Below are 19,961 nucleotides of genomic sequence, written 5' to 3'. Positions count from 1 at the left end.
CACTTTGCCATAGCAGAGTGCCGGATTGGTGGTTTAATCAATATATCGGGTTGCTACGCGAGCTGTCAGCTTGGTAATCAACTCATAAGGAATAATACCGGTGTACTTCGCAATGGTTTCTACCGGTAATTCTGGCCCCCAGATAGTGGCTTCGTCACTGACTTTATCCGTGGCATCAGGCCCTAAATCTACCGTGATCATATCCATCGAAACATGCCCTACTAGCGGCACTCGTCGACCGTTAATCAATACAGGTGTACCATTTGGCGCATCCCGCGGATATCCGTCACCATAACCAATGGCAATCACTCCTAAGCGAGTATCCCGCTCACTAACCCAGGCACCGCCATAACCTACCGGCTCACCCGCTTTATGCTCACGTACCGCGATCAGGCTTGCTTTTAGCGTCATCGCAGGTTTAAGACCAAACTTATCCGCGAAAGTATCCGCCAGCGGGGAGACGCCGTACATAATAATACCCGGACGAATCCAGTCGCGATGCGCTTCTGACCACAACAAAATACCACCAGAAGCCGCCAGACTCTTCAAACCGGGCTTGTTATTCACAAAAGCATCAAAGCAATCAATTTGCTTACGGGTGGTATCAACCTCAGGTTCATCAGAACGACTAAAATGGCTCATAATATTAACCGGTTGAACCACATTCTCACAGGCGCTTAAGCGCTGATAGAATGCTTCTGCCTGTTCAGGACGTACTCCAAGGCGATGCATGCCAGTGTCCACTTTCATCCACACACGTACCGGGCGATCGAGTTCGCTCTGTTCCAGTGCTTCTAACTGCTCAATATTATGTACTACCGTTTCGATATTGTTGACCGCCAGCATCGGCAGATCCTCTGCACAGAAGAAGCCTTCCAATAGTAAAATAGGCTTAATCACACCACCAGAGCGCAACATCAGCGCCTCTTCAATGCGGGCAACGCCAAAACAATCAGAATCAGGCAGAGTGTGGGCGACATCTAACAGGCCATGCCCATAGGCATTGGCTTTTACCACGGCAATGATGCGACTTTCGGGAGCTATTTGGCGAATACGTTGTAGATTATGTTTCAATGCGCCGCGGTCAATTACCGCTGTTGCCGAGATCATTTTAAATCCTTAGTTAATACACGATTACAGAGTGGAAACGGCTGCCTAAACTACAGCCCGAACGTTTTCCACGGATAAGGCATTTATTATTATTCTACTTTTGTGAAGTGATTGTGAAATTATTTGGTCATAAACCGGTATTCATGTTTTAGGCCAAACATCAGAAACCGGTTATTCATCATCAAATTGCGGACCTGCGTAGTTATCAAACCGTGACCATTGCCCCTGGAAGGTCAAGCGAACAGAACCGATAGGGCCGTTACGTTGCTTACCGAGAATAATCTGCGCGATCCCCTTCTCTTCACTGTTCTCGTTATAGACTTCATCACGATAGATAAACATAATCACGTCCGCATCCTGCTCGATGGAGCCGGATTCACGTAAGTCGGAGTTAACCGGGCGTTTATCGGCCCGCTGTTCCAGGCTACGGTTAAGCTGAGACAGCGCCACAACGGGTACCTGTAGCTCTTTTGCTAACGCTTTCAAGGAACGGGAAATTTCAGCGATTTCCAGCGTACGGTTATCTGACAGAGCAGGTACTCGCATTAACTGCAAGTAGTCGATCATAATCAGACTAAGTCCGCCATGCTCACGGAAAATACGCCGGGCACGGGAACGAACTTCCGTTGGCGTCAGACCGGAAGAGTCGTCAATATACATATTGCGTTTTTCCAGCAGAATACCCATGGTGCTGGAAATTCTGGCCCAGTCTTCATCATCTAACTGACCAGTACGAATTTTGGTTTGGTCTACACGTGAGAGTGAAGCCAGCATACGCATCATAATCTGTTCACAGGGCATCTCCAGACTGAAGATAAGCACTGGTTTCTCTTGCATCATGGCTGCGTTTTCGCACAGGTTCATGGCGAAGGTGGTTTTACCCATCGAAGGACGCGCGGCGACAATAATTAAGTCTGAGCGCTGTAAGCCGGCGGTTTTCTTATCTAAATCATTAAAACCGGTAGAAACGCCGGTCACACCGTCATGAGGGCGTTGATACAATTGCTCAATACGGGAAACGGTATCTTCCAAAATCTGGTCAATACTTTTTGGCCCTTCATCTTTGTTGGTACGGCTTTCTGCAATCTGAAAAACTCGCGATTCTGCCAAGTCTAACAAGTCTTCACTACTGCGCCCCTGAGGATCATAACCGGCATCGGCAATTTCATTGGCCACCGAAATCATTTCACGAACCACCGCGCGTTCACGAACGATATCCGCATAAGCGCCTATATTGGCCGCACTTGGGGTGTTTTTCGACAACTCAGCCAGATAGGCAAATCCACCCACCTGATCCAGCACCCCTTTTTGCTCTAATGATTCAGATAATGTGATCAAATCAATTGGCTTGCCCAGCTCCAGCAAGCGCTGCATTTCACCAAATACCGTACGGTGAGGGCGACTATAAAAGTCATTGGCCGTTACCCGTTCAGACACATTATCCCAACGCTCATTGTCCAGCATCAGGCCGCCCAATACGGATTGTTCAGCCTCAAGGGAATGAGGCGGCATTTTCAGCCCTTCCATTTGACGGTCGACAGGCCGTTCGTTACGGGCGTTCTGCTTATTAAAAGGTGTTTTGCCAGACATGGGATAATTAGCGATCCGGTTACGATTAAAAGATAACAGCTAAGCAGTATACGCGATGATGGCAACCTACCCAACGATCAACATGACTGCTATGATGAATTTAATCTGTGTTGATTAAAAATCATTCATTATCCCGGAGTTTGTATTATGGCTAAACATATTGAATTTGCTGCAAATGGCGGTCCGGAAGTATTGAAATATGTCGATTTTACCCCCAAACAACCCGCTGACAATGAAGTACTGGTCGCCAACAAGGCTATCGGTATTAACTATATTGATACCTATGTTCGCAGCGGCCTTTATCCACCCCCTTCCCTGCCTTCAGGATTAGGTACGGAAGCCGCAGGTATCGTAGAAAAAGTAGGGGCCGGTGTAACACACATTAACGTTGGCGATCGGGTTGTCTATGCCCAATCACCATTAGGCGCTTATAGCGACTATCACTGCGTAGCTGCAGATAAAGTTGCTAAACTCCCGGATGCTATTTCATTTGAACAGGCGGCAGCGTCCTTCCTGAAAGGATTAACCGTTTATTACTTGCTGCATATGACCTATCAGGTAAAACCGGGAGAAACGATTTTGTTTCACGCCGCGGCTGGCGGCGTAGGTAAAATTGCCTGCCAGTGGGCAAAAGCGTTGGGTGTTAAACTAATTGGTACGGTAGGTTCCGCAGAGAAAGCTGCTCAGGCGAAACAAGACGGGGCATGGGCCACGATTAATTATCAGGAAGAAGACATTGCCAAACGTGTTTCAGAGCTAACTAATGGTGAAAGAGTCAATGTTGTCTATGATTCTGTGGGCAAATCAACCTGGCTGGCTTCACTGGACTGTTTGCGCCCACACGGGTTGATGGTGAGTTTTGGTAATGCTTCAGGCCCGGTTACCGGCGTAGATTTGGGCATTCTTAATCAAAAAGGCGGCCTGTATGTTACCCGCCCATCACTGGGCAACTACATCACCACTAAACAGCTATTACAACATGCAGCCAACGAACTGTTTTCCATGATCGCCAGTGGTGCTATTAATGTGGATGTCGCTCCGGAACAGCAATTCCCACTGAAAGATGCTGTCCGGGCTCATCAGGCGTTGGAAAGCCGGATAACGTCAGGCTCCAGCCTGTTAATTCCTTGATGGCTGAAGAATAGCAAAGAAGCAATAATACTGACTAACAAATGGATATCCATAATGGGAATACAAGCCTGCTACATGGCCATTAATGAAGATGGCCTTAACCACCTGATAGATCTGGATGAAGTCGATCTGGTTGATGAACTGGAAGAGCTGGAGGAGCACAACGACACGCTGGACATTGGAAAAATGTGGGATGGACTGCATTTTATATTGACCGGCAGTTCCGCCAGTGAACCTCTGGAAGATGAGCCATTGAGCGATGCCATTGTTGGTATTCATATACTGGATGAAGAGAACTTTATTGCCGCCATCGGAAATAATGAACTTCCTCCGGTCATTGCCGCACTAAAACAGGTCGATTTAGCCGGGCTAAAATCCCGGTTTGATCCTCAGCAATTAAGCGATGCAGAGATCTATCCTGATATCTGGACTTCAGAATCTAAAGAGTCGCTGTATGCTGAATTAGAGCAGGCATTAAAGGAACTGATAAATTTTTACCAGCGCTGTCTGGATACTGATATGCATGTTGTTGTAAGTATTTATTAAGTTGTCTTCGGGTACGATGCAAAAATGTGTCGTACCCTCTTCTGGTTTTTCCTTTCGGAAAATAACTAACAAATAAATGATTCCGCTTGACTTAGAGTGCACTCTAACCTTTAAGGTTATCCCACTCACCCGCAAAAGGCGTGTTATATGAAAATTGGCACACTGGCAAAAAAGACTGGCTTATCTCCCCATACGCTGCGTTATTACGAACGCATCGGTTTGCTACCGACCGTTTATCGGGATAGCAGTGGACAGAGAGACTATGACCAGCGAGTGCTGAACCGCATTGAGTTTCTCAGCAAATTGAGAACGACGGGAATGCCTCTGCGCGATATGCAGCGGTATGCGGAGCTGGTGACTCAGGGTGATAGCACCGCAGTTCAACGCCAACAATTGCTGGAGCAACACCGCCAGCAGGTTCGGCACCGACTGGCTGAATTACAAAGCTGTCTGTTGGTGATTGATAAAAAAATTGATGGCTACTGCAACGGCAGTCACACGATTACTGATACAACAGGAGATCCCAAATGAAATACGTCCGTTTTGGTTCCACAGGTATTAAAGTCTCCCCTATCTGCCTCGGCTGTATGACCTATGGCAGCCCGGAATGGCGGGAATGGGTATTAGATGAAAATGGTACCCGCCCTTTCATCAAAAAAGCACTGGATCTTGGTATCAACTTTTTTGACACCGCGGATATGTATTCTCGTGGCGCCAGCGAAGAGGTTTTAGGTAACACACTGTTGAAAATGGTTCCTCGTGATGATGTGGTTATCGCCACTAAAGTATTTAACCCGATGAGTGATAACCCTAACGATCGTGGTTTGTCCCGTAAGCATATTCTGAAAAGCATTGATGCCTCACTGAAACGTCTGGGAACCGATCATATCGATCTGTATATCATTCATCGTTTCGATCCGGAGACTTCAATTGAAGAGACCATTGAAGCGCTGGATACCGTAGTACGCTCCGGCAAAGCCAGATACATTGGCGCATCTTCCATGCATGCATGGCAGTTTATGCGTATGTTATCCCTGCAAGAACAAAATGGGTTGGCAAAATTCGTCTCAATGCAGAATCACTACAATTTGATATATCGCGAAGAAGAGCGTGAAATGCTGCCGCTGTGCGAAGAGATGGGAATTGCCGTTACTCCGTGGTCTCCACTGGCTCGCGGCGTATTAACCGGTTCCAGAAAGAATCAAACGATTCGGGCAACGACTGATACGCCAGCACATAACTGGTATAACCATCAGGCAGAAGAAGATGCCATCGTTAACGCAGTAGAACAGGTCGCCTCCGCCCGAGGGGTTCCTCCTGCACAGGTCGCTCTGGCCTGGGTGAGACATCGTAACGTAGTAACGTCACCCATTATCGGCGCGTCTAAACCGCACCATTTGGACGATGCCGTTGCTGCGTTATCATTAACGTTAAGTGATGATGAAGTGGCTATACTGGAAGCACCATACCGCCCAAGAAATCTGGCGGGTCACGAGTAAATCGTTTGGTGATAAAACTAAAAAGGCAGCTCTTCCTGAGCTGCCTTTTTACTATTTAAAGCAAATTTAATTCAGTTTTCCCGTCACCATCGCCAGAGCCTGTCGCAATACTTCAACATCAGCGCCTGCTTTGTGAGCATTCTCACTTAAATGGCGGCGGAACTGACGGGCACCAGGGATCCCTTGAAACAACCCCAGCATATGGCGGGTAATATGTCCCAGATAGGTACCTTTAGACAGCTCTTGCTCAATGTAAGGGTACATTGCCTCGACCACCTCTGCGCCCTGAGGAAGCTCTCGCTCAATACCAAAAATTTCGCGATCAACCTGCGCCAGTATGCCCGGATTTTGATAGGCTTCACGTCCCATCATCACACCATCAACATGTTGCAGGTGTTCCTTCACCTCCTCCAACGTTTTAATACCACCGTTAATGGCGATGGTCAGGTGAGGAAACTCTTGCTTAACTAAATAGACACGGGAGTAATCCAGCGGAGGTATTTCCCGATTCTCTTTTGGGCTTAAACCAGATAGCCAGGCTTTGCGCGCATGAAGCGTGAAATTATCACAACCACCCTGTTCTGAAACAATAGTGATAAAACGCTGCAAAAACTCGTAGTTGTCTGAATCATCAATACCAATGCGCGTTTTCACCGTTACCGGTATGGAAACCGCTTGTTTCATGGCACTAACACATTCCGCCACCAGCTCCGGTTCAGCCATCAGACAAGCGCCAAAACGTCCGTTTTGCACCCGATCGGAAGGGCAGCCCGCGTTCAGATTAATCTCGTTATAGCCTAATGCTTCTGCGCGCTTAGCGCATTCTGCCAGCGCCTGAGGCTCACTTCCGCCTAATTGCAACGCAACCGGCTGCTCCTGCTGGCTGTATGCCAGATAATCGCCTTTACCAAACAGAATGGCACCAGTAGTGACCATCTCGGTATACAGCAGCGTTTGCCCGCTGAGTAACCGGTGAAAATAGCGACAGTGGCGATCGGTCCAGTCAAGCATCGGTGCAACAGAAAAGCGCTGCATAGGGTACGGTGTTGATTTATCAGAGTTCATAAAGAGATTAACGGCTACCAGATAGTTTTCTTGATCGACGAACGCGATACCAGCATGAGGTTCGGCGGGATGATTACTGATATTTTACCATAGAAAAGGCTATTGTCGTTACCGTCTTCCCACGATTGTCTGGTTGGGGATTGCTATCGGCGTTCTTTATTAAGCATGATAGAATCATTAACAGGATTGTGAATAACAGAGATAACAATGAAATCAATCAATATTGAGTCTATGCTGACAAAAGCCCAAAAGCTGTGCGATCAGCGAGCTGTGCGTTTAACCCCTCAACGACGTTTGGCGTTGCGCCTCATGGCGGAACAAAAGAATGCCATCAGTGCTTATGACTTATTAGATTTATTACGTATCTCCGAACCTCAGGCCAAACCCCCAACGGTCTACCGTGCACTCGATTTTTTACTTGAGCAGGGTTTTATTCATAAAATCGAATCCACCAATAGTTATGTTGTTTGCCACCATGTAGGTGAGCCCCTGCACACCTCCGCACTATTCATTTGTGATAGCTGCGGCTTAGTTACTGAACACCACGCAGAAGGTATCGATCAGTTACTTAAAGAACTGGCAGAAAAGAGTCATTTCACTATTCAACATAGCGTACTGGAAACCCATGGTATTTGTTCGCAATGTGCTAATAAAGCAGGATAAAAGTAATATAATTTAAGTAATAGAAGGATAACTGTGATTAATTTACCTTGCCAATAGCGCAAGCTATAAAAGCTACACTTACAGACAAGAAAAAATGAATAAATATTCTTTATTTCCACATACTAAATTCATAAAAAACAATAAAAACAATCTTCATAACAACATGTTTTTAAAAACAATTAATATATATTAACATTCTATCAACGTTGTTTTTGACATACATTAAGAATAATAACTAACACATTCTTACGCTCATTTATTTCAATTGCCTTTTCTATTTTATTTTCCTTAAAAATAGAGTATATATTAGCAACATACTTATAAGCACGTTATCTGAAACACACCTTAACGGCATAGTTGTATATTGTTGGTTATTTTCCAGGGAAAACAAGATGAAGCAGTTTATATGGGCGCTTTTTGCTGTTGCAGGAACACTGGTCAGTGCTTCAGCCAGAGAGTCAATAACGCCCATAACATTAACTACTGACGGTGAACAATATATTGAAGCTCAGAACTGGCATGACGTCACCGGGCTTCCTGGCCAATTACCAGAACGCTGGCAGTTTATTGAAACTGATTTATCTTCTATCTGGCTGCTAAAAAATCTGGATGATCCTAACTTACTGGGGCGAATTTCAGCACAATCCCTTGATGAAGGGATTCAACTTAAAGATGAAGTAGACTCCATTGCTGATAGCTTTAAATTTCAGTCAGTAGATATCACCCGACGTACAGAAACCTATGGCGATATCGATACTGAGCAATTAGAGATCAGCACCAAGGATGGAGAGCAAGACGTGGCGGGTATCTTTGTATTTATGAACTACCAGGACAAAATCTATACTATTTTGCTCACCAGCCACACCAGCATCAATAAACTTCAGCAGCATCGGCATCAATTAATGAACAATATTTTGGTAGCAAAAAGTGCACCGTCAGGAGCATAACGACTTATTAACGCTGGTAAATATCATTCAGTCATTGTTATTAAAAAAGCGCCCTGAGGCGCTTTTAGATTTCCTACTATATTGACTGTCTGTTTTCATATCAGCCAATATTAATTTTTGGGTTCTTGATTAATTACATCCAGTCGCCGTTACGAATTACACCAACAGCAAGCCCTTCAATGGTTAAGCTCTGTTCCCGCAGATCAACCACTATAGGTGAAAACTCTTCATTTTCAGGAAGTAACTCAACAACATTGCCCTGTTTCTTCAAACGTTTAACTGTCACTTCATCATCAATACGCGCAACGACCACCTGCCCGTTACGCACATCCTGAGTTTTATGCACAGCGAGCAGATCGCCATCCATAATACCAATATCTTTCATGGACATACCGCTAACGCGCAGTAAAAAGTCAGCGTGCGGTCGGAACAGCGCCGGATCGATCTGATAATGACTTTCCACATGTTCCTGAGCCAGTAAAGGTTCACCTGCGGCAACCCGACCAATTAACGGGAGACCGGCATCTTCGGTTTCCAGCAGCAGACGAATGCCTCTGGATGCCCCATTAATAATTTCAATCACCCCTTTACGAGCTAAAGCTTTTAAATGTTCTTCGGCCGCATTGGGTGACTTAAACCCTAAGGTTTGGGCAATCTCTGCACGAGTCGGCGGCATCCCTGACTGATTGATATGATCGCGAATCAGGTCATAAATTTGTTGCTGTCTGGCGGTTAGTGCTTTCATTTTTCGATTCCCTTACCCTGTTTTTTTATACAGTTATGCTGTGAGTATATACAGGTATTCGTCAGATGAAAACCTTCATCCTTCATATTTACGAGATATATCGAGAAAAATGACTCCAAAGTACAGATACCCAGACAAACAGCGCCAGCAATATCATGATCAATACAGCAGCAGATCCCATATCCTTCGCCCGACCCGATAGCTCGTGGCGTTCGGTACCGATACGATCAACCACTGCTTCAATAGCACTATTGATAATTTCAAAAGCCACAATCAATACCACAGAGCCAATCAATAAGATTCGCTCAATGATGGTGACATCCAACCAACTGGCGAGAATAATAGCGACCACCAGCAGCGCAATTTCCTGACGAAAAGCTGCCTCATTTTTCCAGGCAGCTCGCAAGCCACCCCACGAATATCCTGCCGCTTTAATGATACGGGTAAGTCCTGTTGCCTGGTTCATTCACAAATCCTCAAGAAAATTCTACTCAATTTTAGCAATTATCATTCATCACATCATCACAGATCGCGCCGAGTTCTGGTATTCTGGCGACTCGTTATCTATATGAGGCTCGAAATATTTATGTCTGGTTGGCGTAAACTTTACTATAAGCTATTGAATATACCTATAAAAATGCTGGTTCGTAGCAAGTGTATTCCTTCTGACCCCATCGCTGAACTGGGATTGGACACCACTCGTCCAATACTATATGTCCTGCCCTATAACTCAAAAGCAGACCTGTTAACCCTACGCGCACAGTGTTTGGCTCAGGAATTACCTGACCCATTAGAACCTTATGAGATTGATGGTCAGCTACTGCCTCGCTATGTTTTTATTCATGAAGGACCGCGAGTATTCAGTTATTACGCCCCGAAAGAAGAGTCAATAAAGCTATTTCACGACTATCTTGATCTGCACCGTAACCATCCCGATCTGGATATTCAGATGGTTCCCGTCTCTGTAATGTTTGGTCGCTCCCCTGGTCGCGAAGGTCATGAAAGCCACGAAGCGCCTCGCCTCCAACTGTTTAACGGTATCCAGAAATTTTTTGTAGTGATGTGGTTAGGCCGCGATAGTTTTGTGCGTTTTTCCCAAACCGTTTCATTACGCTATATGGCGGATGAACACGGTACTGATAAAACCATTGCTCAAAAGCTGGCTCGTGTTGCCCGTATGCACTTCGCCAGACAGCGCCTTGCTGCAACCGGCCCCAAATTACCGATGCGTCAGGATCTGTTCAATAAATTACTGACCTCCAAAGCCATTGAAAAAGCGGTTGAGGAAGAAGCGGCATCGAAGAAGATATCCCTGACAAAAGCGAAACAAAACGCCGTCGATATGATGGAAGAGATTGCCGCTAATTTTAACTATGAAACGCTACGCGTTACTGACCGGGTACTCAGTTGGACATGGAACCGTCTCTATCAGGGTATTCACGTCCATAATGCCGAGCGAGTACGCCAGCTAGCTCAGGATGGTCACGGTATTGTCTATGCGCCAAGTCACCGTAGCCATATGGACTACCTGCTGCTTTCGTACGTACTTTATCATCAGGGACTGGTACCACCGCACATCGCTGCGGGTATCAATCTTAACTTCTGGCCAGCGGGCCCTATTTTCCGCCGGCTGGGCGCATTCTTTATTCGCCGGACGTTTAAAGGTAATAAGCTCTACTCTACGGTGTTCCGCGAATACCTGGGTGAATTGTTCAGCCGGGGTTATTCCGTTGAATACTTTGTTGAAGGTGGCCGTTCACGTACCGGTCGATTGCTGGAACCGAAAACCGGTACGCTTTCCATGACTATTCAGGCAATGTTGCGCGGCGGTAATCGCCCTATCACGGTTGTGCCAGTGTATATCGGTTATGAACACGTGATGGAAGTGGGTACTTACGCCAACGAACTACGTGGAGCTACCAAAGAGAAAGAGAACCTCTGGCAGGTAGTCCGCACCATGCGTAAGTTGCGTAATTTAGGGTTAGGCTACGTGAACTTTGGTGAACCTATCCCATTAATGACCTATCTGAATCAGAACGTACCAAACTGGAGAGAATCTATCGATCCGATAGAAACGCCAAGACCAAACTGGTTAACACCGACAGTTAATCAGATTGCCAGTAAGTTAATGGTGAATATTAATAACGCAGCGGCGGCTAACGCGATGAACCTGTGCTGTACCGCGTTATTGGCCTCCCGCCAGCGGGCACTAACCCGCGAGCAACTGCTTGAGCAACTTGATTGCTATATCCAATTGCTGCGCAATGTGCCTTACGCCAAAGACGCGACCGTTCCATCCAGCACGCCAGAGCAAATGCTGGAACATGCGTTGAAAATGAGTAAGTTTGAGGTAGAGAAGGACAACGCCGGTGAGATCATCATATTAGCCCGCGAACAAGCAGTTCTGATGACTTACTACCGTAATAACATTCACCATATGTTAGTTCTACCGTCGCTTATCGCCAGTATTGTGATGCATCACGACGGTATCTCGCGTCAGCAGATTATCGAACAAGTGTCGCTAATCTATCCACTACTGCGCGAAGAGCTGTTTATGCACTACAGTAGCGAAGAGCTGCCTGCAGTGATTGAGACCTTAATTGATGAGTTGGAACGCCAAAATCTGATTCGCCAACAGGCCGAGGGTTTACTGGTGCTAACGCCTTCCCGTATTCGTACCCTACAGTTACTGGCTGCCGGCGTTCGGGAAACATTACAGCGCTATACCATTACACTATCTTTATTGCGCAATAACCCAAGTATTAACCGTGGCATGCTGGAGAAAGAGAGCCGTTTGCTGGCTCAACGTCTGTCTGTCTTACACGGTATCAATGCGCCTGAATTCTTTGATAAAGCAGTCTTCTCTACGTTGGTGGCAACACTGCGTACTGCAGGATATATCAATGATGTGGGTGATGCGGTTCCGGAAAACATGCAGGCTATGTATGACATGTTAACCCGCCTGATGACACCAGAAGTCAAACTGACGATTGAAAGTGTTACTGTCGCAACAACAGAAAGTGAAACGCCAACAGAATAACGGGTAAATAGCCAGCCTTTGATATAGGGCTGGTACTTATCCCACAGGTACTAATAACTGTTTAATTAAGAACGACAAAAAAGCCTGCTAATTAGCAGGCTTTTGTTCATTATGGATAAGGGATATTTACCAGCCCTTCTCTTTAACTCTATTAACAAAATCCAGTGTTTTCTGCTGCTTATCTTTAGACAGCCACAGTAAGTCCATACCCGCGGCACTTACCGGAACCAGCCCTAAAGGAACCGCAACCGACATCCAGTTAACCGGATGGAAGATACCGCCCCAACCATTGATAGCGTAGTTCTCTACGTCAATCATATGTGGTGTACGCTCTTTAATACATTTTCTGAACTCAGCATAACGTTCCGTCATTGGCGATTTATTCACTTCTTGCCACAGCGGTGTATCGTTACGAGTACAGTCATAGTGCATGCGCAGGAAGTCACGAATACCGTGCCATGAAGCCAGGTTAGCTTCGTTATACTCACGGATACTGTTCTCAGAGATGATGCCCTGACTCGATACCAGCACGCGCTCAAAGTTACGCAGTTGCTCGATCATCTGACCAATTGAGGTTGCTTCCAGTGGCTCAACGAAACCAGAAGAGAGGCCCAGAGACATAACGTTCTTAATCCACACTTGCTCATAGCAGCCCGGATCAAAGCGAATGGTTTTATGAGGCTCAATTTCAAATCCGAGATACTTCTGAATCTCATCAATGGCATCGGCTTCGCTCTTATGTTTGCTGCTGAACACATAACCAGCACCAACGCGAGTAGACAGTGGGATCTGCCACATCCAACCTGCATCCATTGTGATTGCACGAGTAATCAACATTGGATTTTTATTTGGATGAGGCATATAGAATGGAATCGCGCTATCCATCAACAGATAGTCTTTAAAGGTCTGCCAGCGTGCGCCAGGCATTTTTGCCATTACCTGACGGGTCAGGCCGCTGGAGTCGATCAGGAAGTCGAGCTCAACTTCACCTTTCTCAGTGATAAGCTTAGTAACCAGCCCTTCTTCATTACGAACAAAGTCTTTAACCAGTACATCTTCATGTACCACACCACGAGACAACGCCACTTTTTTCATGTATTTGGCAATTTTGTAGCTGTCAAAGTGGAAAGAGGTCACCAGATCGGTACGATCTTCGTCTACAGCCTTAATCGCTTCTTCCATTGATGCATTATTTTTAATCAGCTGGAAACCACGAATCCATGACTCTAGCGGTACACCCTGATTAATTAATGCAGAATAATAAGGCAGGAAGCCACCTTCAACCCACTGGGCGCCTTCACCGCGAGCAGAGGTAAACAGATGGTAGAATTTATCGTCCGCTTTACCCGTACGCCAACCTTCATAGCTGAAACCCCACTTAAAAGTAGCATCGGTTTCTGCCATAAATTCTTTTATGTCGATCTGGTTACGTTGAAGTGCATCATAAATATTCAGCAATCCACCTTCACCCACGCCAACAATACCAATCTGACTGGATTCAATAACCCGAACTTCCACATTAGCACTAAAAATACGACGTAACGTCAGCGCGGCAAACCATCCAGCTGTTCCACCACCGAGAATAACGATGCGTTTTGGTGTTCTCAAATTTAACATCAGCAACCTCTTCCATTTTATGTTGATATCTCGATTACAACGAGTTTGATGCTTAAGAAACTCGCTCAATAACTATCAGTATTCAGACTATTCATTGCACAAAAACAAATAATTAAAACAACGATTGATAATTAAAAACCAACTTATTTGCATTGCAAATGCATAAATAGCAAAAAGAAAACATAAACGATATTTTCTTCGTCTGCTAACGGGGTAATGTTTGAAGGGAATATAGACAGGTACTGAGTAAGTTATATCGTTCATCCCTGAACCCACTGTTAACACAGACTCGAATGCTAACAGCGTTTCATAAGTATATATATATCTTAAATCAATATTTTTTCAGTTAAGATAAGGAGATACTTACCAATAATCCCAAAAAAATAACAAAACCAACATAATTATTATTCATAAATGCCCGAAAGCACTTTTCTCTTTCTCTATGATAAATAAGGTTTTGTTGATATAAGAATAATGCACTGGCTAATAATAAAGACCAGTAAAAAAGAGAACTCAAATTATTTAAATAACCAATCAAGCATAATATGAGCACTGTACCTAATTGCAACAGGCCAATAATCAGCTTGTCATAACGACCAAAAAGAATAGCTGTTGACTTAATTCCAATTTTTAAATCATCGTTACGATCAACCATGGCATATTGCGTATCATATGCAACAGTCCAGAATATATTAGCCAATAATAACAACCAGCAACTAAGCGGTAATGTATCACTAACCGCGGCATAAGCCATCGGTATTGACCAGCCAAAGGCCATACCCAAAATAACCTGAGGTAAATGGGTAAATCGCTTCATAAAGGGGTAGACCCATGCAAGGATCACTGCGGCAACAGAAAGTAAAATCGTCAACCGGTTAAGCGTTAAAACTAACAGAAAAGAAATTGTCACCAGCGATAAAAACAGAACTTTACTCTCTTTCTCTGTCACAGCGCCGCTTGGCAAAGGACGGTGACGAGTTCGTTCAACATGTCCGTCAAAATGACGATCGGCAAAATCATTAATCACGCATCCAGCCGCACGCATCAAAAATACACCGATGATAAAGATAAGCAGAATATAAACGTTCGGCGTTTCCTTCCCTGCAAGCCAGAGTGCCCAAAGCGTAGGCCAGAGCAATAGCAGAGCCCCGATGGGTTTATTGATACGCATCAAACGGCAGTAAGCCAGCCATTTGCCTTCAGTCACATTTTCCCCCAATTAATATAACGGTGATGACGGTAAAAAAATTTCCGTCAGTAGCAGAGGTTTACCCGACAGTCGCAGGCGGGAACGTCGCCCCCACAAGCCATCGTGTAATGATACCTGAATATAATCCCGCTCAAGGGCAGACTGACTAAACAAGTAACGCCCTAGCGGGGTATCACCCAATTCAATCAACTGCTGTTCAGGACCACTGAGTGTCTTTTCCGGCACAACGGTACGTGCCCATATCCATGGAATAGTATCACCAAACAGAAAGACTTCACGTACCCAGTAGCGTTTATCTGTAGGTAATTCCGACAATTCATTACCGAGTGAAGAAGCTGGAATGTACCCTTCAAACAAGGGTTGAACTGTTACCTTGTGGCAATAACGCTCACAGCGGCGGGTCATAGAATCTTCTTCCAATAACCAGTCAGCAACAGGCTTACTTAACGAATCGCTTTGTGTTGAATACCAATCTCGTATTTTCCAATTTGGTATCAATAGCGTTTCACTCGTCATCGTAACACCCTAAAATAGTAAGGTCTGGTAACTAACAGACCATAAGAATCGGGGGTCATTGTAACGTAAAATCGCCCTCTGCAAACAGCGAAGGTTTCATTCCTGGAACTATTTTTTAACATTACGTCAATAAAATTGACGAATTTCTACTCACGCTTTAGTCGATCGGTATTTGCTAAATACAGTGCTACAACTAAAACCAAAATGGCTCCGGAATAGATAAGGGTATCCATGGGATCTTTATGGTCAACAATAATCAGACGAATGATGGCCGTAATACCAATATAGATGAAGTAGCGTAGAGGGAAATGATAACCTGACTGGAAGTATTTAATAATCAAGGCAATAAATTCAAAATAGAGAAAATAGATAACAATGCCTTCAATCAATAAATAGCTTGATGATTGAGCAGAATTAACAAACAGCACTTGAATCAGAGCATAGGTCTCTTTTCCAAGAAACACGATCAGGATTATCGCCAACAATAGCAGACCACAATTCAGAACCGTTTGCAGTACGCGTGCTACCAGTGTTGCACGTTTAATGTTTTCCAGCATGGTTCTCCCCTGTTTTAACGATTGGGCAGGATAATCACCCTGCCCACACAACCCAGATGAATTAACGCCACTGCTTAAAAGTGTTGATTAATCCATTGGTGGATGAATCGTGACTGGATACCGCCTGGCTTCCTGATAATTCTGGCAGAATGCGGTTAGCAAGCTGTTTGCCCAGTTCAACGCCCCACTGATCAAAACTAAAGATATTCATGATAACGCCCTGAGTGAAAATCTTGTGCTCATACAGAGCAATCAAAGCCCCAAGACTATATGGCGTAATCTCTTTCAATAAAATAGAGTTAGTTGGGCGATTGCCCTCAAACACTTTGAAAGGAACGATCTGTTCAAAATCTTCGGCCTTCTGACCCGCCTTAATAAACTCCGCACGCACTTCTTCAGCACCTTTACCGAAAGCCAGCGCTTCTGTTTGTGCAAAGAAATTAGAGAGTAATTTGGAATGATGATCGCCCAGTGGATTATGACTTTGAGCTGGCGCGATAAAATCACACGGTATTATCTTAGTACCCTGATGAATCAACTGATAGAAAGCATGCTGACCATTGGTACCTGGCTCACCCCAAATAATAGGGCCAGTTTGATAGCTCACGGCTTTTCCATTACGGTCAACATATTTACCGTTAGACTCCATATTTCCCTGCTGGAAATAGGCCGCGAAACGGTGCATATACTGGTCATAAGGCAAGATAGCCTCTGTTTCAGCGCCATAGAAGTTGTTATACCACAGGCCAATGAGCGCCAACGTTACCGGCAGATTCTTCTCCACTGGCATATCGGCGAAGTGACGGTCCATAGCATGTGCACCGCTGAGTAATTTCTCGAAATTATCAAAGCCAACAGAGAGTGCAATTGACAGGCCAATAGCAGACCACAATGAATAACGACCGCCAACCCAATCCCAAAACTCAAACATATTGGCAGTATCAATACCAAACTCAGACACGGCTTTAGCGTTGGTAGAAAGGGCCGCAAAGTGCTTAGCTACGTCTGCCGGTTTTCCTGCACTCAAGAACCAGTCACGAGCCGTATGGGCGTTGGTCATGGTTTCCTGAGTTGTGAAGGTTTTAGAGGCAATCAGAAACAGCGTGGTTTCAGGATTTAACGTTTTGATGGTTTCCGCAATATGGGTGGCATCAACGTTAGAGACAAAATGCATATTCAGGTGATTTTTATAAGGACGCAGCGCCTCTGTCACCATATAAGGGCCTAAATCTGAACCACCAATACCAATATTTACCACGTCAGTAATTGCTTTACCGGTAAAGCCTTTCCATTCACCGCTGATAATACGAGTACAAAAAGCTTTCATTTTAGCCAATACCGCATTCACCTCTGGCATAACATCTTTACCATCAACCAGAATTGGGGTATTTGAACGGTTGCGCAATGCCACATGCAGTACCGCGCGATCTTCGGTGCGGTTAATTTTTTCACCACTGAACATCGATTTTATCGCACCAGAGAGATCGGACTCTTTTGTCAGATTACGCAAAAGCTCTAATGTTTTATCTGTAATGCGGTTTTTTGAGTAATCAACCAACATTTGATTATCAAATGTCGCCGAAAAGTGTTCAAAACGCTGCTTGTCCTGAGCAAACAGATCACTAATAGTGACCTTTTTCATCTCATCAAAATGTTTTTCAAGTGCCTGCCACGCTGCCGTTTCCGTCGGATTAATACTTTTCATCATTGGGCCCTTATACATGAAATCAAGACAAAGATTAGGTTGTTTATACCCTGTCAGCCTGTAGTTAATGAGTGTCACAAAGCGAATGCCGCTAAGATAATTATCATCTACCACCAATCATATACTTTCTATTACCATAGCTGACAGGATTCAGCAAAATATTTACTCTCTAAATTATAGGCATAAATGCAGATCGTATACCTATTATTACTATCGGCAATTATTTCCAAAAGCTGTCTGACTTAAACCGTTCATCCAGAAAGGTTAACAAAGTGCGTAGCGCCGCTGACATATGATTGCGTGAAGTATAAATGGCATAAATAGTCATAGGCTCTATTTCATACTCCGTCAGAATGGCCTCAAGTTGACCGTTAGCCAGCTCATTTCTGACTAAATAAGCCGGTAACAGCGTAATACCAACTCCGGCAGTGGCCGCATCTTTCAGCGCCAGAACCTCATTAGCGCTAATCCGTCCTTTTACCGGAATTTTAATCAACTCGCTATTCTCTGCCAGCGAGCGAAAAATCCAGGTATGGGCACTAAATTTGGCATGTGTCAGACAAACATGTCGGGATAGATCCTCAGGCCTCTGAGGGCGCCCCATTTTATCCAGATAATGTGGTGAAGCACAGGTTACGGAATGGCAAGTTGCCAGCGGACGCGCGATTATCCCTTGTTCCAGAGTATTGGTAATACGGATAGCTAAATCAATACGCTCATCCACCAGATTTACTGTGCGATCTAACAATTGGATATCAATACTCACCTGAGGATAACGTAAAGAGTACTCGGCTATCAGATTAGCCAAATAGGACTGGCTGAAAGATTGGCTGCAAGTAATACGTAACGTTCCTTTAGGAACTGAAGAGTGGTCATGACGAGCCGCTAACATTTTTTCCTGAATTTGTAGCATCTGACGGCAATCAATAAGCGCCAGCTCTCCGGCGGATGTCAAACTCAGACTACGGGTTGAACGGTGTAACAAACGTATACCCAGCCAGCGTTCCAGCTCAGCCAGATAGCGGGAAGCCTTCGCCCGGGATAGCCCCAGTCGCTCAGCAGCGGCCGTCAGGCTCCCGCGCTCCACCGATTCAACAAACACCTGCATAGCGGTTAATCGATCCATTTATTCGCTCATTTTTTGCAACAGTCTGTCATTAAATACTCTATTTTTAAAACAATGGAAAGGGATTAAAGTTTATTCCTGTGCAATATCGAAAATAAAAAATGATTGAATGTAGCGCGCGAAATCTTTTGATACCGGTTTTGATTTCTTTTGATACTACGTTGAGCTCGGTGCTTTTAAAACATTTGATACCAAAACGAGGGTTACCCCTCGTTTTAATGTGGTAGGAAACAATTCCTATTGTGGGCTTTTCGGCCACTCAATATTAGGTGCCTGTGACGTATCAATAGCATTAAGTATATCGAGATAGTCCAGCCATAAATTAAATTTAACCTTGTCGGCCTCGCTGAGACGTCCGAGCGCCAGTTTAGAGGGCCATTGTTGGGTATTAATATAGGTGCTGGCCTCATCAGTTAAGCGCTGCTTTTCCGCCTCCGCGACCGTGATATCCATCTGTTTTTTGGCCTGTTCATCCATTAAATCCCGCATCCTGAAAGGACTGATAAACGGTTTGCAGTTCACCGTGAGTCATGGCTGTACAGGATGTTTTACCGACGGCGGCTTCCAGCTTGGCGCGGTAGGTTTCATCGTCCAGGCTTAACTTGCTTTTGGCGATGTGGATCAAGCGGATCAATTGTGGTTTAGTCATCACGGCCCCCTAAAATGAAGGTGCGAAACAGGAAGCGCCACCAGAACGATAACGGCATACGGTTACATAACGCGTAAGACAGCTCCTGATTGCGGCGCGCCAGTTCCTGACGCTTTGCCTTATCGCGAGCTTCGTCAGCATCCCGAGCCAGCAACAGGGTTTCCAGCACGAAATAGTCGTTAAACTCAACATAAGAGCCGGTCGGGTTTTCGCGCATGAAGGCAATCTCGGCGCTCATGTGGATG

Annotated in this window: 21 protein-coding genes; 7 read left to right on the top strand and 14 right to left on the bottom strand. The window is 45.0% G+C overall.

Translation table 11 applies throughout. The annotated features are described in order from the left end of the window. Positions 1–33: 33 nt before the first annotated feature. Both alr and dnaB read right to left on the bottom strand, forming a co-directional pair. Positions 34–1,110, bottom strand: coding sequence for an alanine racemase (alr, locus tag I2494_RS15655; protein ID WP_218467804.1), 1,077 nt, complete (start codon positions 1,108–1,110; stop codon positions 34–36). Between the two features lie 171 nt (positions 1,111–1,281). After that, positions 1,282–2,700 carry a replicative DNA helicase gene (gene dnaB / locus I2494_RS15650; RefSeq protein WP_218467803.1) on the bottom strand — a complete coding sequence of 473 codons (1,419 nt, stop codon included), beginning with the start codon at positions 2,698–2,700 and terminating at the stop codon, positions 1,282–1,284. A 147-nt stretch (positions 2,701–2,847) separates the two neighbouring features. On the opposite strand from dnaB, the gene I2494_RS15645 reads away from it, so the two are divergent. The 4 genes from I2494_RS15645 to I2494_RS15630 all read left to right on the top strand — a co-directional run bounded on the left by I2494_RS15645 (position 2,848) and on the right by I2494_RS15630 (position 5,876). Beyond that, the gene (locus tag I2494_RS15645) at positions 2,848–3,831 is read left to right on the top strand and encodes a quinone oxidoreductase (protein ID WP_218467802.1); all 984 of its coding nucleotides are present in this window, start codon (positions 2,848–2,850) and stop codon (positions 3,829–3,831) included. Between the two features lie 54 nt (positions 3,832–3,885). Then, positions 3,886–4,377, top strand: a complete 492-nt coding sequence (locus tag I2494_RS15640; RefSeq protein ID WP_218467801.1) for a YfbM family protein — start codon at positions 3,886–3,888, stop codon at positions 4,375–4,377. A gap of 147 nt (positions 4,378–4,524) precedes the next feature. Continuing rightward, positions 4,525–4,908, top strand: coding sequence for a MerR family transcriptional regulator (locus I2494_RS15635; RefSeq protein ID WP_218467800.1), 384 nt, complete (start codon positions 4,525–4,527; stop codon positions 4,906–4,908). Continuing rightward, complete coding sequence (locus I2494_RS15630) at positions 4,905–5,876, top strand: aldo/keto reductase (RefSeq protein WP_218467799.1); 972 nt, start codon at positions 4,905–4,907, stop codon at positions 5,874–5,876. Before I2494_RS15635 ends, I2494_RS15630 begins: the two co-directional genes overlap by 4 nt. 66 nt (positions 5,877–5,942) lie before the next feature. Here I2494_RS15630 and dusA read toward each other — a convergent pair whose 3' ends face one another. After that, a complete protein-coding gene (gene dusA / locus I2494_RS15625; RefSeq protein WP_218467798.1) occupies positions 5,943–6,941 on the bottom strand; it encodes a tRNA dihydrouridine(20/20a) synthase DusA in 999 nt (332 codons plus the stop codon). 207 nt (positions 6,942–7,148) lie between these two features. Here dusA and zur point away from each other — a divergent pair, with 207 nt between their 5' ends. Together zur and I2494_RS15615 are read left to right on the top strand one after the other, a co-directional pair. Continuing rightward, on the top strand, positions 7,149–7,604 hold the full coding sequence (zur, locus tag I2494_RS15620; RefSeq protein WP_218467797.1) for a zinc uptake transcriptional repressor Zur: 456 nt from the start codon (positions 7,149–7,151) through the stop codon (positions 7,602–7,604). A 392-nt stretch (positions 7,605–7,996) separates the two neighbouring features. Further along, positions 7,997–8,551 (top strand): hypothetical protein, encoded by a 555-nt coding sequence (locus tag I2494_RS15615; protein WP_218467796.1) that lies wholly within the window; start codon positions 7,997–7,999, stop codon positions 8,549–8,551. A 133-nt stretch (positions 8,552–8,684) separates the two neighbouring features. Here I2494_RS15615 and lexA read toward each other — a convergent pair whose 3' ends face one another. Continuing rightward, positions 8,685–9,296, bottom strand: a complete 612-nt coding sequence (gene lexA, locus I2494_RS15610) for a transcriptional repressor LexA (RefSeq protein ID WP_218467795.1) — start codon at positions 9,294–9,296, stop codon at positions 8,685–8,687. 88 nt (positions 9,297–9,384) lie between these two features. Next, a complete protein-coding gene (locus tag I2494_RS15605; protein ID WP_218467794.1) occupies positions 9,385–9,762 on the bottom strand; it encodes a diacylglycerol kinase in 378 nt (125 codons plus the stop codon). Positions 9,763–9,882: 120 nt separating this feature from the next. Between I2494_RS15605 and plsB the strand changes: the two genes are divergently transcribed. Then, positions 9,883–12,336 (top strand): glycerol-3-phosphate 1-O-acyltransferase PlsB, encoded by a 2,454-nt coding sequence (gene plsB, locus I2494_RS15600; protein ID WP_218467793.1) that lies wholly within the window; start codon positions 9,883–9,885, stop codon positions 12,334–12,336. Positions 12,337–12,462: 126 nt separating this feature from the next. Here the strand turns inward: plsB and I2494_RS15595 are convergent, their stop codons facing one another. The 9 genes from I2494_RS15595 to I2494_RS15555 form a co-directional block, all read right to left on the bottom strand. Then, on the bottom strand, positions 12,463–13,953 hold the full coding sequence (locus tag I2494_RS15595) for a tryptophan 7-halogenase (protein ID WP_218467792.1): 1,491 nt from the start codon (positions 13,951–13,953) through the stop codon (positions 12,463–12,465). Positions 13,954–14,299: 346 nt separating this feature from the next. Continuing rightward, entirely contained in the window at positions 14,300–15,172 is an 873-nt protein-coding gene (ubiA, locus tag I2494_RS15590; RefSeq protein WP_218467791.1) for a 4-hydroxybenzoate octaprenyltransferase, read from the bottom strand. Next, positions 15,173–15,679 carry a chorismate lyase gene (gene ubiC, locus I2494_RS15585; protein WP_218467790.1) on the bottom strand — a complete coding sequence of 169 codons (507 nt, stop codon included), beginning with the start codon at positions 15,677–15,679 and terminating at the stop codon, positions 15,173–15,175. Positions 15,680–15,825: 146 nt separating this feature from the next. Beyond that, entirely contained in the window at positions 15,826–16,236 is a 411-nt protein-coding gene (psiE, locus tag I2494_RS15580; protein WP_130592822.1) for a phosphate-starvation-inducible protein PsiE, read from the bottom strand. Positions 16,237–16,297: 61 nt separating this feature from the next. Next, positions 16,298–17,941, bottom strand: coding sequence for a glucose-6-phosphate isomerase (gene pgi / locus I2494_RS15575; protein WP_218467933.1), 1,644 nt, complete (start codon positions 17,939–17,941; stop codon positions 16,298–16,300). Between the two features lie 220 nt (positions 17,942–18,161). Continuing rightward, entirely contained in the window at positions 18,162–19,067 is a 906-nt protein-coding gene (locus I2494_RS15570) for a LysR family transcriptional regulator (RefSeq protein WP_218467789.1), read from the bottom strand. A gap of 237 nt (positions 19,068–19,304) precedes the next feature. Further along, positions 19,305–19,544 carry a tail fiber assembly protein gene (locus tag I2494_RS15565; RefSeq protein ID WP_228350984.1) on the bottom strand — a complete coding sequence of 80 codons (240 nt, stop codon included), beginning with the start codon at positions 19,542–19,544 and terminating at the stop codon, positions 19,305–19,307. Further along, on the bottom strand, positions 19,537–19,716 hold the full coding sequence (locus I2494_RS15560) for a phage protein GemA/Gp16 family protein (protein WP_218467787.1): 180 nt from the start codon (positions 19,714–19,716) through the stop codon (positions 19,537–19,539). The genes I2494_RS15565 and I2494_RS15560 overlap by 8 nt, the downstream gene beginning before the upstream one ends. Beyond that, entirely contained in the window at positions 19,709–19,954 is a 246-nt protein-coding gene (locus tag I2494_RS15555; RefSeq protein ID WP_140918676.1) for a hypothetical protein, read from the bottom strand. Before I2494_RS15555 ends, I2494_RS15560 begins: the two co-directional genes overlap by 8 nt. Positions 19,955–19,961: the final 7 nt, after the last annotated feature.

This window comes from Limnobaculum allomyrinae (assembly GCF_016649425.1).
In the GTDB taxonomy this organism is placed as follows: domain Bacteria; phylum Pseudomonadota; class Gammaproteobacteria; order Enterobacterales; family Enterobacteriaceae; genus Limnobaculum; species Limnobaculum allomyrinae.
The sequence above is the reverse complement of the archived record's forward strand: the minus strand, read 5'-3'. Positions and strand labels throughout refer to the sequence as shown.

Excerpts from the sequence above, each read along its gene's own strand:
- dusA (WP_218467798.1), bottom strand. The coding sequence starts at position 6,941 with ATGAACTCTGATAAATCAACACCGTACCCTATGCAGCGCTTTTCTGTT.
- I2494_RS15635 (WP_218467800.1), top strand. The coding sequence starts at position 4,525 with ATGAAAATTGGCACACTGGCAAAAAAGACTGGCTTATCTCCCCATACG.
- I2494_RS15570 (WP_218467789.1), bottom strand. The coding sequence starts at position 19,067 with ATGGATCGATTAACCGCTATGCAGGTGTTTGTTGAATCGGTGGAGCGC.
- alr (WP_218467804.1), bottom strand. The coding sequence starts at position 1,110 with ATGATCTCGGCAACAGCGGTAATTGACCGCGGCGCATTGAAACATAAT.
- zur (WP_218467797.1), top strand. The coding sequence starts at position 7,149 with ATGAAATCAATCAATATTGAGTCTATGCTGACAAAAGCCCAAAAGCTG.
- I2494_RS15615 (WP_218467796.1), top strand. The coding sequence starts at position 7,997 with ATGAAGCAGTTTATATGGGCGCTTTTTGCTGTTGCAGGAACACTGGTC.
- I2494_RS15565 (WP_228350984.1), bottom strand. The coding sequence starts at position 19,544 with ATGGATGAACAGGCCAAAAAACAGATGGATATCACGGTCGCGGAGGCG.
- I2494_RS15645 (WP_218467802.1), top strand. The coding sequence starts at position 2,848 with ATGGCTAAACATATTGAATTTGCTGCAAATGGCGGTCCGGAAGTATTG.
- I2494_RS15640 (WP_218467801.1), top strand. The coding sequence starts at position 3,886 with ATGGGAATACAAGCCTGCTACATGGCCATTAATGAAGATGGCCTTAAC.
- I2494_RS15595 (WP_218467792.1), bottom strand. The coding sequence starts at position 13,953 with ATGTTAAATTTGAGAACACCAAAACGCATCGTTATTCTCGGTGGTGGA.
- psiE (WP_130592822.1), bottom strand. The coding sequence starts at position 16,236 with ATGCTGGAAAACATTAAACGTGCAACACTGGTAGCACGCGTACTGCAA.
- dnaB (WP_218467803.1), bottom strand. The coding sequence starts at position 2,700 with ATGTCTGGCAAAACACCTTTTAATAAGCAGAACGCCCGTAACGAACGG.
- I2494_RS15630 (WP_218467799.1), top strand. The coding sequence starts at position 4,905 with ATGAAATACGTCCGTTTTGGTTCCACAGGTATTAAAGTCTCCCCTATC.
- I2494_RS15555 (WP_140918676.1), bottom strand. The coding sequence starts at position 19,954 with ATGAGCGCCGAGATTGCCTTCATGCGCGAAAACCCGACCGGCTCTTAT.
- ubiC (WP_218467790.1), bottom strand. The coding sequence starts at position 15,679 with ATGACGAGTGAAACGCTATTGATACCAAATTGGAAAATACGAGATTGG.
- lexA (WP_218467795.1), bottom strand. The coding sequence starts at position 9,296 with ATGAAAGCACTAACCGCCAGACAGCAACAAATTTATGACCTGATTCGC.
- I2494_RS15605 (WP_218467794.1), bottom strand. The coding sequence starts at position 9,762 with ATGAACCAGGCAACAGGACTTACCCGTATCATTAAAGCGGCAGGATAT.
- I2494_RS15560 (WP_218467787.1), bottom strand. The coding sequence starts at position 19,716 with ATGACTAAACCACAATTGATCCGCTTGATCCACATCGCCAAAAGCAAG.
- plsB (WP_218467793.1), top strand. The coding sequence starts at position 9,883 with ATGTCTGGTTGGCGTAAACTTTACTATAAGCTATTGAATATACCTATA.
- pgi (WP_218467933.1), bottom strand. The coding sequence starts at position 17,941 with ATGAAAAGTATTAATCCGACGGAAACGGCAGCGTGGCAGGCACTTGAA.